The 13,164-nt window shown below is 72.9% G+C and carries 11 protein-coding genes; 4 read left to right on the plus strand and 7 right to left on the minus strand.

Annotation, left to right across the window (positions count from 1 at the left end):
• Positions 1 to 32: 32 nt before the first annotated feature.
• The 5 genes from ABTZ54_RS16415 to ABTZ54_RS16435 form a co-directional block, all read right to left on the minus strand.
• Positions 33 to 269 (minus strand): DUF6296 family protein, encoded by a 237-nt coding sequence (locus tag ABTZ54_RS16415; protein WP_351663191.1) that lies wholly within the window; start codon positions 267 to 269, stop codon positions 33 to 35.
• A gap of 10 nt (positions 270 to 279) precedes the next feature.
• Positions 280 to 1,107, minus strand: coding sequence for an N-formylglutamate amidohydrolase (locus tag ABTZ54_RS16420; protein ID WP_351663194.1), 828 nt, complete (start codon positions 1,105 to 1,107; stop codon positions 280 to 282).
• A gap of 25 nt (positions 1,108 to 1,132) precedes the next feature.
• Entirely contained in the window at positions 1,133 to 2,083 is a 951-nt protein-coding gene (locus ABTZ54_RS16425) for an aldo/keto reductase (RefSeq protein ID WP_351663197.1), read from the minus strand.
• A 53-nt stretch (positions 2,084 to 2,136) separates the two neighbouring features.
• On the minus strand, positions 2,137 to 4,419 hold the full coding sequence (locus ABTZ54_RS16430) for an MMPL family transporter (RefSeq protein ID WP_351663199.1): 2,283 nt from the start codon (positions 4,417 to 4,419) through the stop codon (positions 2,137 to 2,139).
• A gap of 148 nt (positions 4,420 to 4,567) precedes the next feature.
• On the minus strand, positions 4,568 to 5,032 hold the full coding sequence (locus ABTZ54_RS16435) for an Lrp/AsnC family transcriptional regulator (protein WP_351663202.1): 465 nt from the start codon (positions 5,030 to 5,032) through the stop codon (positions 4,568 to 4,570).
• 94 nt (positions 5,033 to 5,126) lie between these two features.
• Between ABTZ54_RS16435 and ABTZ54_RS16440 the strand changes: the two genes are divergently transcribed.
• The 3 genes from ABTZ54_RS16440 (at position 5,127) to fusA (ending at position 8,714) form a co-directional block, all read left to right on the plus strand.
• Complete coding sequence (locus tag ABTZ54_RS16440; RefSeq protein ID WP_351663205.1) at positions 5,127 to 5,930, plus strand: LLM class flavin-dependent oxidoreductase; 804 nt, start codon at positions 5,127 to 5,129, stop codon at positions 5,928 to 5,930.
• Complete coding sequence (locus tag ABTZ54_RS16445) at positions 5,927 to 6,367, plus strand: nucleoside deaminase (protein WP_351663207.1); 441 nt, start codon at positions 5,927 to 5,929, stop codon at positions 6,365 to 6,367. Before ABTZ54_RS16440 ends, ABTZ54_RS16445 begins: the two co-directional genes overlap by 4 nt.
• Positions 6,368 to 6,704: 337 nt before the next feature.
• A complete protein-coding gene (gene fusA / locus ABTZ54_RS16450) occupies positions 6,705 to 8,714 on the plus strand; it encodes an elongation factor G (protein WP_351663210.1) in 2,010 nt (669 codons plus the stop codon).
• A 65-nt stretch (positions 8,715 to 8,779) separates the two neighbouring features.
• Here fusA and argG read toward each other — a convergent pair whose 3' ends face one another.
• Positions 8,780 to 10,234 carry an argininosuccinate synthase gene (argG, locus tag ABTZ54_RS16455; protein ID WP_351663213.1) on the minus strand — a complete coding sequence of 485 codons (1,455 nt, stop codon included), beginning with the start codon at positions 10,232 to 10,234 and terminating at the stop codon, positions 8,780 to 8,782.
• Between the two features lie 160 nt (positions 10,235 to 10,394).
• Between argG and yddG the strand changes: the two genes are divergently transcribed.
• Positions 10,395 to 11,348: an aromatic amino acid exporter YddG gene (yddG, locus tag ABTZ54_RS16460; RefSeq protein WP_351663215.1), complete on the plus strand. Its 954-nt coding sequence runs from the start codon at positions 10,395 to 10,397 to the stop codon at positions 11,346 to 11,348.
• Between the two features lie 36 nt (positions 11,349 to 11,384).
• On the opposite strand, the gene ABTZ54_RS16465 is transcribed toward yddG, so the two are convergent.
• Positions 11,385 to 13,163 carry a B12-binding domain-containing radical SAM protein gene (locus tag ABTZ54_RS16465; protein ID WP_351663218.1) on the minus strand — a complete coding sequence of 593 codons (1,779 nt, stop codon included), beginning with the start codon at positions 13,161 to 13,163 and terminating at the stop codon, positions 11,385 to 11,387.
• Position 13,164: the final 1 nt, after the last annotated feature.

The following is a 13,164-nucleotide window of genomic DNA, read 5'->3' on the forward strand; positions in this document are numbered from 1 at the left end:
GCGACCCGCGCCGCCCGTGCGTCCCCGCGGCCTCAGGCGCTCTCCCGCAGGGGCCGGGCCACGACCCCCGCGGGAGCTTCCTGGTGCCCGCCGGACGCGAGGACGCGCACCTCGTCCCGGTCGCTGATCTCGGCCCGGATGATCCCGGTCGCGTCGGCGTAGACGGGATGCCCGCCGGGCCCTTTGGCGACGGTCCGCTCGACGACCACCAGGTCCTCCGCGGCCCCCTCGCCACCGGAGAACACCAGCTCGTACCTGCGTACGCTCACCCGCCCAATTTTACGCTTCCCCCCGGACCGGGGCGCTCACCGCGTCGACCAGTTCGGCGAGGGCGGCGCCCAGGGCCCGTACCCCCGGGCCCGCCGGGCCGCCCGGTTCGGTCATGTACCGGTCGCGGCGGATCTCCACCATCAGGGCGCTGACGCGGGGGTCGCGCCCGTAGTGGGCCAGGGGTACGTACGTGCCCGCGAAGGGGCTGTCCGTGCCGACCTCGCCGAAGCCCGCGAACGCCTTTTGGGCCGCCGCCAGCAGCGCGGGCGGCGTGTGGAAGGCGTCCGTGCCGAGGCAGACCGGCGGGCGGGGGCCCTCGCCGTGGAGTTCGTACGGGAGGGTCTCGGTCGGGTACGAGTGGACGTCGACGATCACCGCGCGGCCGGCCGCCGCCAGGCGTTCGGCGACCGCGTCGGTCATCGCCCGGGCGTACGGCGCGAAGTAGCGGTCGACGAGCGGCGCCGGGTCGAAGCCGTCCGGGCGCAGTGCGGCGCGGTGCGTGGTGCGGGTGTACACCGCGCCCATCCCCACCGTGAGCATCTCCTCGCGCTCGTCGGGGAAGCGCTCGGGGTCGACCACCAGCCGGGAGAGCCGGTTGACGAACCGCCAGGGAGTCGCGCCCGCCGTCGCCGCCGCCTCGGCGGCTATCTCCTCGGTGTGCGCGTCGGTGATGTGGTCCAGCTCGCGCGCCAGCTCCTCGTCGCCGAGGACGATCCCGGCGCGCACCTCCGCCGGGACCGTGCGCGAGGAGTGTGGCACGTGCAGCAGGACGGGCGAGTCCGGCGCGCCCGGGAGGAGCTGGAAGGAGGGGGCGGGGTGGGGTAGTCGGGCGGTCATCTGGTCCTTTCCTGGGGAGGGGGCGTTACGGGAGTGCGGCGCCTCGGGCCGTGATCCACAGCGTGTACCACTCCTCGTGGGTCAGCCTCGGGTCGCCGAGCACCGCGTCCCGGCAGGCGCGGACGCGGGCCGGGTTGGTCGTCCCGACGACCGGGACCACGCGGGCCGGGTGCCGCTGGAGCCACCACAGGACGACGGTCTCCGGGGTCGTGCCCTTGGCCTCGGCCAGCTCCGCCACGAGGGCGGCGGTGGCGTGCTCCTCCGGGGTCTCCTGCCGGCCGGTGTACCGGCCCTGGGCCAGCGGGCCCCAGGCCTGGAGGGTGATCCCCTGGGCGAGGCAGTGCTCGACCGTGCCCGCGGGGAAGCCGTTGGCCGCCGACGCCGGGGTGTTCACGAGCACGCCGTCCTCCAGCCAGTCCCGCCGCAGCAGGCTCATCTCCAGCTGGTTGGCGCCGAGCGGCAGGCTGAGCCGGCTCTGGAGCCGGGCGATCTGCGGCGCGTTCATGTTGGAGACGCCGAACCGGCGTACCAGGCCCTGCCGGTGGAGCGACTCCAGCGCCTCCGCGATCTCCCCGGGGTCGGCGAGCGGGTCGGGCCGGTGGAGGAGGAGTACGTCGAGGACGTCGGTGCGCAGCCGGGTGAGGCTCTCCTCGACCCGCCGCACGATCGAGTCGCCGCGCAGGTCGTAGATGCCGGGCCGGCCGCCCTCGGCGAGCCGGATGCCGCACTTCGACTGGAGGGTGATCCGCTCGCGCAGGCCCGGCGCGCGGGCCAGGACCTCGCCGAAGACGGCCTCCGACTTGCCGTGCCGGTAGATGTCGGCGTGGTCGAAGGCGGTGATGCCGCTCTCCAGGGCGGCCTCGACGGTCGCCTCCGCCGCGTCGATGTCGGCGGGCGTGTAGGGGGTCGGGTCCCAGGCGCCGCCGAGGCCCATGCAGCCGAGGACGAGGCGGTCGGAGGTCTGATGTGTGGTCACCGGCCCAGCCTGCCACAGGGTGTTCGCCCCCCTGACCCGTCCGGCCGGGCCGCTCAGCTGGGCCGGACGGGCGTCTGTGCCGTGTCGCGCTCCAGCGCGGCCTCGCCCTCGGTGTCCAGGTGGGGCAGCAGGCGGTCGAGCCAGCGCGGGGTCCACCAGGCACGGGCGCCGAGCAGGGTCATCACGGCGGGTACCAGGAGCAGGCGCACGATCGTGGCGTCGATCAGGACGCTCGCGGCGAGGCCGAGGCCCAGCATCTTGACCACGATGTTGTCGGAGATGACGAAGGCCGCGAAGACACTGACCATGATCAGCGCGGCGCAGGTGATCACCCGGGCGGTGATCTCCAGCGCGTGCGCGACGCTCGCCTTGGAGTCGCCGGTACGCAGCCACGCCTCGCGCACGCGCGACAGCAGGAAGATCTCGTAGTCCATGCTCAGGCCGAAGACGATCGCGAACATCATCATCGGTACGTAGCTCTCGACGGGCACCTTGCCGGAGACGCCGAGCGCCGGGCCGCCCCAGCCCCACTGGAAGACGGCGACGACGACACCGTACGAGGCGGCGATCGACAGCACGTTGAGGACGGCCGCCTTGACCGCGACGAGGAGGCCGCGGAAGACGGTCAGGATGACGAGGAAGGCCAGGCCGACGACGACGGCGATGATCAGCGGCAGGCGGCTGGAGACGATGTCCAGGAAGTCGACCTGGGCGGCGGTGGTGCCGGTGACATAGGTCTGGGCGCCGGTGCCGGCGACCGCCTGGGGGAGGACGTCGTCGACGAGGTGGTCGGTGAGCTGGGTGGTGCGCTGGTCCTGCGGGGCGGCGACGGAGTAGGCCGTGCCGATGAGGACGTCGCCGTCGGGCGTGGCCTTCAGGGGCGTGATGGACGCGGCGTCGGGGACGCTGGCGAGCGACTGCTGGAGCTTCGTGGCCAGCGCGGCCCGGTCCGCCTGGGGCACGGCCGTCTGGTCCACCACGAGCGTCAGCGGCCCGTTGGCTCCCGGCCCGAAGGCGGTGGAGATCAGGTCGTACGCGCGCCGGTCGGTGAAGCTCTTGGGGTCGGCGCCGTCGCCGATGTGGCCGAGCTGGATGAAGAAGAGCGGGATCGCCAGGATGACGAGCGCCACGACTCCGCAGGTCAGGAAGGTCCAGGGGCGCCGTTCGACGCGCTGCGCGTAGCGGTGCCAGGTGCCGTGCGCCGTGGCGCCCGGCTCGGCGTCGGTCTCGGCGACGGGTTTGCGCACGTGGTAGCGGTCGATGCGGCGGCCGACGAGGCCCAGCATCGCCGGGACCAGGGTCAGCGCGGCGAGGACGGCGGTGACCACGGTGAAGGCCGCCGCGAGCCCGAGTTTGCCGATGAAGGTGACGCCGGAGACCCACAGCCCCGACAGGGCGATGATCACGGTGCAGCCGGAGACAAGCACGGCCCGGCCGCTGGTGGTCGTGGCGAGACCGGCGGAGTCGGCGGGATCGTGCCCGTCCATGAGGTTCTGGCGGTGCCGGGTGATCAGGAACAGCGCGTAGTCGATGCCGACGCCCAGGCCGATCATGGTCGCCAGGGTCGGCGAGACCGTGCCGAAGGTGAAGGCCGCCGCCATCAGGCCGAGCAGCGCCAGTCCGCAGATCGCTCCGATGAGGGCGGTGACCAGCGGGAGGACGGCGGCGATGACGCTGCCGAAGCCGATCAGGAGGACCACGATCGCCACCGCGAAGCCGATCGCCTCGCTGGTGCGGTCGTCGGGCGCGGGCCTGGCCAGTTCGCCGAGCGGGCCACCGTACTCGACGGTGACGCCCGCGTCGCGGAGCGGCTTGACCGCCGTGTCCACGCCGTTGAGGTAGTCGGTGCCGAGGGTGGACGGCGGCACGCTGAAGCGCACGGTGATGTACGCGGTCTTCCCGTCGGTGGACAGCGGCCCGGTGTTCGGCACCGAGGACGGGCTCGTCGGCGGGGGCGTGCCCGGCGGCGGCAGCGGGTTCTGGGCGCTGAGCACGTCGGGCAGCTTCTGCAGCGAGGCGACCGCCGAGTTCACGGCGGACGCCTCCTTGGTGAGCGGCTGCGAGGGGTCGTTGAGCACGATCTGGGCGCCGTATCCGCCGGCGGCCGGATCGTGGGCCTTCAGGACGGCGAGACCGTCGGCCGACTGCACACCGGGGAGCGTGAAGTTGTCGGAGTACTGCCCGCCGACCGCCCTGTTCACGAGCTGGAGGCCCACCAGGGCCGCCAGCCACAGCACGATGACGACGACGAACCGACGGGCACACCAGTGCCCGATCCGGTAGAGGACACTCTTACGCGGTGCGAGCCCGCCCGCGGCGGGGGCCTGTGCGCTCATGACGTGGCCACGTTCCGGTAGGGGAGTCCCCGAGCGGAGGCGACGGCGACGGCGCCGGTAGCCGTACGGCCTCCTTGGCTCGTGCCTCCTCACCCAATTGTTCGCCCTCGTAGGCGGGTCGGCATCTCGGCCCCGGGAGCCCGGCGCCTCACGGCCGGGCGGGCCCCCGGAACGGCAGCGTCTGGCTGTAGACGACGCTGGTGGCCGTGGAGCCGAAGCCGGCCAGCTCGTCCATCAGCGCCTCCAGGTGCGGCATGGAGGTCGCGGCCACCTTGAGGGTGTAGCAGTCGTCGCCGGTGGTCCGCAGGCACTCCAGGATCTCCCGCCGCTCGGCGAGCAGGTGGCGCAACGGCTGGTGGCGGTTGCCCGGGTACTTCAACCGGACGACGGCGAGCACCGGATAGCCGGCCTTCGACAGGTCGACCGTCGCGTGGTAGCCGGTGATGACCCCCAGCGCCTCCAGCCGCCGCACCCGTTCCGTGGTGGCCGACGGGCTCAGGCTCACCCGGCGCCCCAACTCGCTGAGCGAGACGCGGGCTTCGCGCTGCAACTGGGTGATGATCGCCCAGTCGACGTCGTCGAGGTCGGCGCGTGCGTCGGGATCCACGGTCATGGCGCGATCCTACCGGGAAATCCACGGAGGACGGGCCCCAGCACGGGGAGAAAGGTCTTCAGCCGTCCATGATCGCCGGGATAGCCTCCGGGGCATGCAACTAGGCGTCAACGTACCGAACTTCGGCCCCGGCACCGACCCCGGCGTGCTGCGCGACTGGGCCCGGGTCGTGGAGGGCCTCGGCTTCGACCTGCTCATGGTCTCCGACCACGTGGCCGTCACCCCGGACGTGGCCGAGCGCTACCCGGAGCCGTTCTACGAGCCGTTCACCACGCTGTCCTGGCTCGCCGGTGTCACCGAACGGGTGCGGCTCGGCACCACCGTGCTCGTCCTGCCGTACCGGCACCCCCTCCTGGTGGCCCGCATGGCGGCCAACCTGGACGCGCTCAGCGGCGGGCGCCTGGTGCTCGGGGTCGGCGTCGGATGGGCCCGGCAGGAGTACGAGGCGCTCGGAGTCCCCTTCGCCCGGCGCGGGCGCCTCACCGACGCGCACCTGGCCGCCCTGCGCGAGGCCGGCGTCGGCTCCGTACCCCTGTGGGTCGGCGGCAACAGCGAGGCGGGGATCCGCCGCGCGGTCCGCTTCGGCGACGCCTGGCACCCGCTGCGGGGCACCCTGCCCTGGATGCGCGCGGTCGTGGGGAGCCACGAGCTGCCCGGGTTCGCGCCCCGGATCGCGCTGCGGCTGACCCCCGAGCCCGCCGACCCCGCCGATCCCGAGCGGCTCGCCGGGGTCGGCAGCATCGAACAGGTCCTCGACGACCTCGAACAGCTCCGCCTGCTCGGCGCCGGGACCGTCGTGCTCGACCCCTACCACGGAGACCCCGAGACCACCCGCAGGCCGCACACGGCCTGGCGGGACCTCACCACCCTCGCCGCACACCGGAGGACCGCACCGTGATCAGCCCCGCCGACGAGAAGCTGCTGCGCCGCGCCGTCGACCTCGCCGCCCGCGCCGTCACCCTGGGCGACGCGCCCTACGGCTCCCTGCTCGCCGGACCCGACGGCACCGTCCTCGCCGAGGCCCACAACACGGTGCGCCGCGACGACGACATCACCGCGCACCCCGAACTCAAGCTGGCCCGCTGGGCGGCGAGCGAACTCGACCCCGAGACGGCCGCCCGCACCACCCTGTACACCAGCTGCCAGCCCTGCGGCATGTGCGCGGGCGCCCTCGTGCGCTCCGGTGTCGGCCGGGTCGTCTTCGCGCTGGCCACGGAGCAACTCGTCGCCCTCAACCCGGAGTCGGGCGCCTGGCCGACCCTCCCGCAGGACGGCCCGGCCCTCTTCGACGAGGCACGCCGCCCGATCGAGGCGTACTACGGGGCGAAGGGCTGACCCCCGAACCACCTTCCGGAAAACCGTTGTTCACCCCGGCCCGCTTCTCCCTACACTCCCCGAAGCGGGCCGGAAGGCCCCTCACGTCACCACCGCAGAGCCACGAAACGAAGGGAGCCGACCATGCGTACCGACGTCACCGTCAACGCCGCCGTCGTCTCCCGTGCCCGGTACGACGTGATCCTGGCCTCTTCGTCCGTCCGGTGCCCGCTGCGCGGCCGGCACCGCTGACCCGAGACGAAGACCGATCCCCGCAGGCTCCCCGCTCCTCCGCGTGCCCACCGTCACGGGAATCGCGCTGCCCGGCACACCGCTTCGCACGCGAAGGACCATCCTCATGCGTACCGCCCGTACCCTGCTGCGCAACCTCGGCATCCTGGCCCACGTCGACGCGGGCAAGACCACCCTCACCGAGCGGTTCCTCTTCCTCACCGGCGCCGTCCACAAGCGCGGCGAGGTCCACGACGGCACCACCGTCACCGACTTCGACCCGCAGGAGCGCGACCGCGGCATCACCATCTCCGCCGCGGCGGTCAGCTGCGACTGGGCAGGACACCGGCTGAACCTGATCGACACACCGGGCCACGTCGACTTCTCCGACGAGGTCGAGCGCGCGCTGCGCGTCCTCGACGGCGCCGTCGCCGTCTTCGACGGCGTGGCGGGCGTCGAGCCGCAGAGCGAGTCGGTGTGGCGCCAGGCCGACCGGCACGGGGTCCCGCGGATCGCGTTCGTCAACAAACTGGACCGCGCGGGCGCCGACCTCGACACCGCCGTGGACTCCCTGCGCACCCGGCTCGGCACCGTACCGCTGCCCGTCCAGCTCCCCATCGGGCGCGAGTCCGCCTTCACCGGCGTCGTCGACCTCGTCCGCATGCGGGCGTACGAGTGGCCCGACGGAGCCGACACGTACACCGAGGGACCCGTGCCCGGGGACCTGCGGGACGAGGCCGAACGCCGCCGCCGGCACCTGACGGAGACGGTCGCGGAACTGCACGCCCCGGCCCTGGAGGAGTACTGCGAGCGCGGCACGCTCACGGACACCGCCCTGGCCGCCGCGCTGCGGGACCTCACCCTCTCCGGCGAGGCCCTCGTCGTGCTGTGCGGCTCCGCCTACCGCAACCGGGGGATCGAACCGCTGCTCGACGCCGTCGTCGCCTACCTGCCCGCGCCGACCGACCTGCCGCCGGTACGCGGGGAACGCCCCGCCGACCCGGAGGCGCCCTTCACCGCGCTCGCCTTCAAGGTGAGCAGCACGCCCACCGGCCGCCTGACCTACCTCCGCGTCTACGCGGGAACGATCCGAAAGGGGGACACCGTGCTCGACACCGCCGCGCGCCGCACCGAACGGATCGCCCGGATCCTGCGGGTCCAGGCCGACCGGACCACCGAGGCGGACCAGGCCGTGGCCGGTGACATCGTCGCCGTGGCGGGCCCGAAGGCGGCCCGCGCCGGCGCCACGCTCTGCGCCCCGGACGCGCCGACACTGCTCGAACCGCCCGTCTCCGCCGACCCGGTCGTCTCCGTGGCCGTCGAGGCCCGGCGCGGCCTCGACATCGAACGCCTCGCCGGGGCGCTGGCCCGCCTCGCCGAGGAGGACCCGTCGCTGGTCGTGCGCACCGACCCGGAATCCGGCCAGACCGTGCTCTCCGGCCTGGGCGAACTGCACCTGGAGGTGGCGGTGGAGAAGCTGCGCCGCGCCCAGGGGCTCGAGGTCACGGTCGGCCGGCCGCGCGTCGCGTACCGGGAGACCGTCGCCACGGGCGTCAGCGGGCTCACGTACCGGCACGTCAAACAGGACGGCGGCGCGGGCCAGTTCGCCCAGGTCGTCATCGACGTCGCACCCCTGGAAGGGGGCTTGGACGCGGCGGAGTTCGTCTTCCGCTCGACGGTCACCGGCGGGCGCGTCCCGCAGGAGTTCGTCCGCGCGGTCGAGGCCGGCTGCCGTGACGCCCTCGCCGAGGGCCCGCTCGGCGGTCATCCCGTGACGGGCGTCCGGGTCACGCTCACCGACGGGGCGACCCATGTGAAGGACTCGTCCGAGCTCGCCTTCCGGGCCGCCGGCCGCTTCGCCCTGCGCGAGGCGCTCCGCCGGAGCGCGATGACCCTGCTCGAACCGGTCGCGGAGGTCACCGTGACCGTGCCCGACGCGGCCGTCGGCACGGTCCTGGGCGATCTGTCCGCCCGGCGCGGCCGGGTCACCGACTCGACCACCCGGGGCGGTACGGCGGTCCTGACGGCGACGGTGCCGCTGGCCGAGCTCTTCGGCTACGCGTCCCGGCTGCGCGGCCGCACCCAGGGCCGCGGCACCTTCACGACGCGCCCGGCGGGCTACGCGCCGGCCGGCTGACCGTACGGGGGCATGGGAACGGCCCGGCGCCAGAGGCGTCGGGCCGTTCCCGGAGGCGGTACGGGTCAGTCCGTGCCGGACTCCATCGCGGCGGCGTCCAGCAGCTCGTCCTCGGCCGAGACCTCGCCGCGCGAGGCGATGGCCTCGGCGCCGCCCTCGGGCAGCTCCGGCATGGTGCCGATCAGACCGGTCGCGGCGGCCTGGGCGGCGCCGATCGCGGGGCTGCCGGTGCCGATCAGGCCGAGGCCGACGTACTGCTCCAGCTTGGCGCGGGAGTCGGCGATGTCCAGGTTGCGCATGGTGAGCTGGCCGATGCGGTCCGTGGGGCCGAAGGCCGAGTCCTCGGTGCGCTCCATGGACAGCTTGTCCGGGTGGTAGCTGAAGGCGGGGCCCGTGGTGTCGAGGATCGAGTAGTCCTCGCCGCGCCGCAGCCGCAGGGTCACCTCGCCGGTGACGGCCGCGCCGACCCAGCGCTGGAGGGACTCGCGGACCATCAGCGCCTGCGGGTCCAGCCAGCGGCCCTCGTACATGAGCCGGCCGAGGCGACGGCCCTCGTTGTGGTACTGGGCGAGGGTGTCCTCGTTGTGGATGGCGTTGACGAGCCGCTCGTACGCGGCGTGCAGCAGGGCCATGCCGGGGGCCTCGTAGATGCCACGGCTCTTGGCCTCGATGATCCGGTTCTCGATCTGGTCCGACATGCCCATGCCGTGGCGGCCGCCGATGGCGTTGGCCTCCATGACCAGGTCGACGGCGGAGCCGAACTCCTTGCCGTTGATGCTGACCGGGCGGCCCTGGTCGAAGCCGATGGTCACGTCCTCGGCGGCGATCTCGACCGACGGGTCCCAGAACCGCACGCCCATGATCGGCTCGACGGTCTCGACGCCGGTGTCCAGGTGCTCCAGGGTCTTGGCCTCGTGGGTGGCGCCCCAGATGTTGGCGTCGGTGGAGTACGCCTTCTCGGTGCTGTCCCGGTAGGGGAGGCCGTGGGCGAGCAGCCACTCCGACATCTCCTTGCGGCCGCCGAGCTCGGTCACGAAGTTCGCGTCGAGCCACGGCTTGTAGATCCGCAGGTGCGGGTTGGCCAGCAGGCCGTAGCGGTAGAACCGCTCGATGTCGTTGCCCTTGTAGGTCGAGCCGTCGCCCCAGATCTGGACGTTGTCCTCCAGCATCGCCCGGACGAGCAGCGTGCCGGTGACGGCGCGGCCGAGCGGGGTGGTGTTGAAGTAGGCGCGGCCGCCCGAGCGGATGTGGAACGCGCCGCAGGCGAGCGCGGCCAGGCCCTCCTCGACGAGCGCGGCCCGGCAGTCGACCAGGCGCGCGATCTCGGCACCGTAGGCCTGGGCGCGGCCGGGCACCGAGGCGATGTCGGGCTCGTCGTACTGGCCGATGTCGGCGGTGTAGGTGCAGGGCACGGCGCCCTTGTCGCGCATCCACGCGACCGCGACCGAGGTGTCGAGACCGCCGGAGAAGGCGATGCCGACGCGCTCGCCGACCGGGAGGGAGGTGAGGACCTTAGACATGGCAATATTATGCATCAAGACGCATGGTCATGCAAAGCCCACTTCGGGAGCGCCGCCCCGGCTGTCCGGAAAGCGCAGGTGCCGGTGGTGCGCCCCCTCCCGCCTCCCCGATAGTCGTCGACGGGCAGAGCGGCACCGGACCCGACGGAGTGGGGAGCACGTGGACGCACAGGACGCACGGCAGCAGGTCGTCATCGCCGGGGGCGGGCCGCACGACGGCGGCCCCGCCGCCACTCCGGGGCGCCGCCTCAGAGCGACCGCGGTCGGCGGCGTGGCGGTGCTGCTGTGGGCGTCGCTCGCCCTCTTCACGACGCTCACCGGGCGGATCCCGCCGTTCCAGCTCACCGCCATGGCCTTCGCCGTCGGCGGGCTCATCGGGCTTCCGAGGGCCCTGCGCGGCGGCGCCGCCCTGGCCCGTGGGCTGCCCGCCGGCGCCTGGGTGCTCGGCATCGGCGGCCTCTTCGGCTACCACTTCTTCTACTTCCTGGCCCTGCGCAACGCCCCGCCCGTCGACGCCGGGCTCATCGCCTATCTGTGGCCGCTGCTGATCGTCGTGTTCTCCGCGCTGCTGCCGGGCGAGCGGCTGCGCTGGTGGCACATGGCCGGCGCGGTCCTCGGCCTCGCCGGCACCTTCCTGCTCGTGACCGGCGGCCAGGGCGTGCGCTTCCAGGGCGCGTACCTGCTCGGCTATGTCGCCGCCGCCGTCTGCGCCGTCGTCTGGTCGGTGTACTCGGTCGCCAACCGGCGCTACCCGCAGGTCCCGACCGACGCCGTGGCCTTCTTCTGCCTGGCCACCGCCGCCCTCGCCGCCGTCGCCCACCTGCTCTTCGAGACCACCGTCCGGCCCGAGGGCTGGCAGTGGCTCGCGGTGCTCGCCCTGGGCGTCGGACCGGTCGGCGGGGCCTTCTACGTCTGGGACCACGGCACCAAGCACGGCGACATCCGGCTCCTGGGCACGGTCTCCTACTTCGCCCCGCTGCTCTCCACCGGCCTGCTGGTGGCGACGGGACGGGCCGCGGGGAGCTGGCCCGTCGCCGTCGCCTGCGTGCTGATCACCGGCGGCGCGCTGCTGGCCTCGGCCGAGGCCCTGCGCGCGGCGCGCCGCCGTACCTAGGGGACCTAGGGGACCTAGGGGGACCTAGGGGACCGGTCAGGCGTCCACCGGCCAGGTCCCCCTGCGGACCATTTCGGTCACCTTGTCGGCGCCGTTGGCCCGGACGAGGAGCTCCAGACGCATCCGCTCGATGTCCTCCGCCGTCCACTTCTCCGTGGCCATCGTCGCCTTCTCGTGCGACCAGCCGTTGTCGTAGTGCCGTACGACGTAGTCCTTCTGGAAGTCCCACATCTTGGTCCCCGGCAGCGGGGTGACGATGAACGGGTTCGCGTACGCCATGCCGTGCCCCATCAGCGTCACCGCGTAGTCGATCGTCTTCTCGATCTGCTCAAGGGACTCGATGTACGGCGCGGCGCCGGGCCGTTCGGGCGGATTGACGAAGCCGAGCATGAAGCCGCCGGTGACCTGGATGCCGTACTCGGTGAACATCTCGACGATTTCACCGGTGGCCTGCTGGAAGGCGTTGAGCCGCGGCTTGCCCGACTGCTCCAGGCTGTCCTCGTTGGCGCTCTCCACCGCGAGGTACACGCTGTAGCAGCCGCCGTCCGCCATGGCCCTGATGAGGTCCCGGCAGGTCAGCCCGTCGCGCATCGCGGCCAGCACGTTGCGGAAGTTGGGGTTGCGCCGTTCCGACTCGGCCATCGTGGCGGCGAACTTCTCGCCCAGGTGCAGCAGCACCAGGTTGAACAGGCTCAGGCCGCCCTCCTCGACCCACGGCAGATCGTGCTTGCGCAGCAGCTCGAAGACCCGCATCGCGTACAGCGGGTCGTGCAGCAGATGGTCGTCCTCGATGAGGACCTCGGTCACGCCCTGCTTGGTGATCTCGGCGAGGTGCAGATCGAACCAGTCGTGGCCGAGCGCCCGCCACGGCCCGTTCACCATCGGGATGTAGCAGAAGTCGCAGCCGACGTTGCAGCCGATCGTCGAGAAGATCTGCGCCCACGAGCCGTGCGCCCGCACCCGCTTGCCCGAGGAGTGGTACGCCTGCTCGTACTGGCGCATGTCCAGCAGCCCGAAGTCGGGCAGCGGCATCATGCCGAGACGCTGGTCGAGCCCCTGCCGCTTCGGCAGGATCCGCATGTACGGGGAGGAGGCCGTCGTCCGGACCACGGCGCCGTCCGCGCGGCGGTAGGCGAGGCCGGGCACGGCGTCGATGTCGCCGCCCTCCTCGGTCAGCGCCTGGAGCAGCGCCGTGAAGGTCTGGTCGGCCTCGTTGATGACCACGTGGTCGAAGGGCGAGTCGGGCACCGAGTAGCGCCAGTCGCCGCTCGGGTGCGCGCCGCCGGTGACCGTCACGATCGACGGGTCGATGTCCTTGATCAGATCGGCGAGGGCCCGGGCGTTGCCCCACTGGACGGTGTAGATGCACTGGACGCCGACCACGTCCGGATCGAACTCCTCGATGACGGCCCGTAATTGGGCGTCGTCGAGGCCGTAGCGGACCAGGTTGCTGCCGCCGCCGAGGTCGACCAGGTGACGTTCCTGCTCCCAGCCGGCGAAGGGGGAGTCGACGATCTTCACCTCGAAGCCGGAGAGCCGGGCGTTGGTGGCGATGCGCAGCAGGCCGATCGGCGTACCGGCCCGCTTCATGACCTCGAAGGTGTCCAGGCCGAGCGCCCGGAAGCTGCTCCGTTCCGGAGAGGGCTCCACGACCCGCGTGTACGAGGGCACGAGGAGCAGGACCCGCGGCGCCTCGCCATGGGCGCGCCGCCGGGTGCCGGAGACCGAGGTGCGCAGCGAGGGGCGGCCCAGGTGCCGCAGCGGCCGGCGCTGCGGGGCACTGGAGAAGTCGATGGTGGGATTCTCGATGAGCACG

Origin of the sequence: Streptomyces sp. NPDC094032 (assembly GCF_040303965.1) — a bacterium.
Lineage (GTDB): Bacteria > Actinomycetota > Actinomycetes > Streptomycetales > Streptomycetaceae > Streptomyces.

Excerpts from the sequence above, each read along its gene's own strand:
- argG (WP_351663213.1), bottom strand. The coding sequence starts at position 10,234 with ATGTCTAAGGTCCTCACCTCCCTCCCGGTCGGCGAGCGCGTCGGCATC.
- ABTZ54_RS16420 (WP_351663194.1), bottom strand. The coding sequence starts at position 1,107 with ATGACCGCCCGACTACCCCACCCCGCCCCCTCCTTCCAGCTCCTCCCG.
- ABTZ54_RS16430 (WP_351663199.1), bottom strand. The coding sequence starts at position 4,419 with ATGAGCGCACAGGCCCCCGCCGCGGGCGGGCTCGCACCGCGTAAGAGT.
- fusA (WP_351663210.1), top strand. The coding sequence starts at position 6,705 with ATGCGTACCGCCCGTACCCTGCTGCGCAACCTCGGCATCCTGGCCCAC.
- ABTZ54_RS16435 (WP_351663202.1), bottom strand. The coding sequence starts at position 5,032 with ATGACCGTGGATCCCGACGCACGCGCCGACCTCGACGACGTCGACTGG.
- ABTZ54_RS16440 (WP_351663205.1), top strand. The coding sequence starts at position 5,127 with ATGCAACTAGGCGTCAACGTACCGAACTTCGGCCCCGGCACCGACCCC.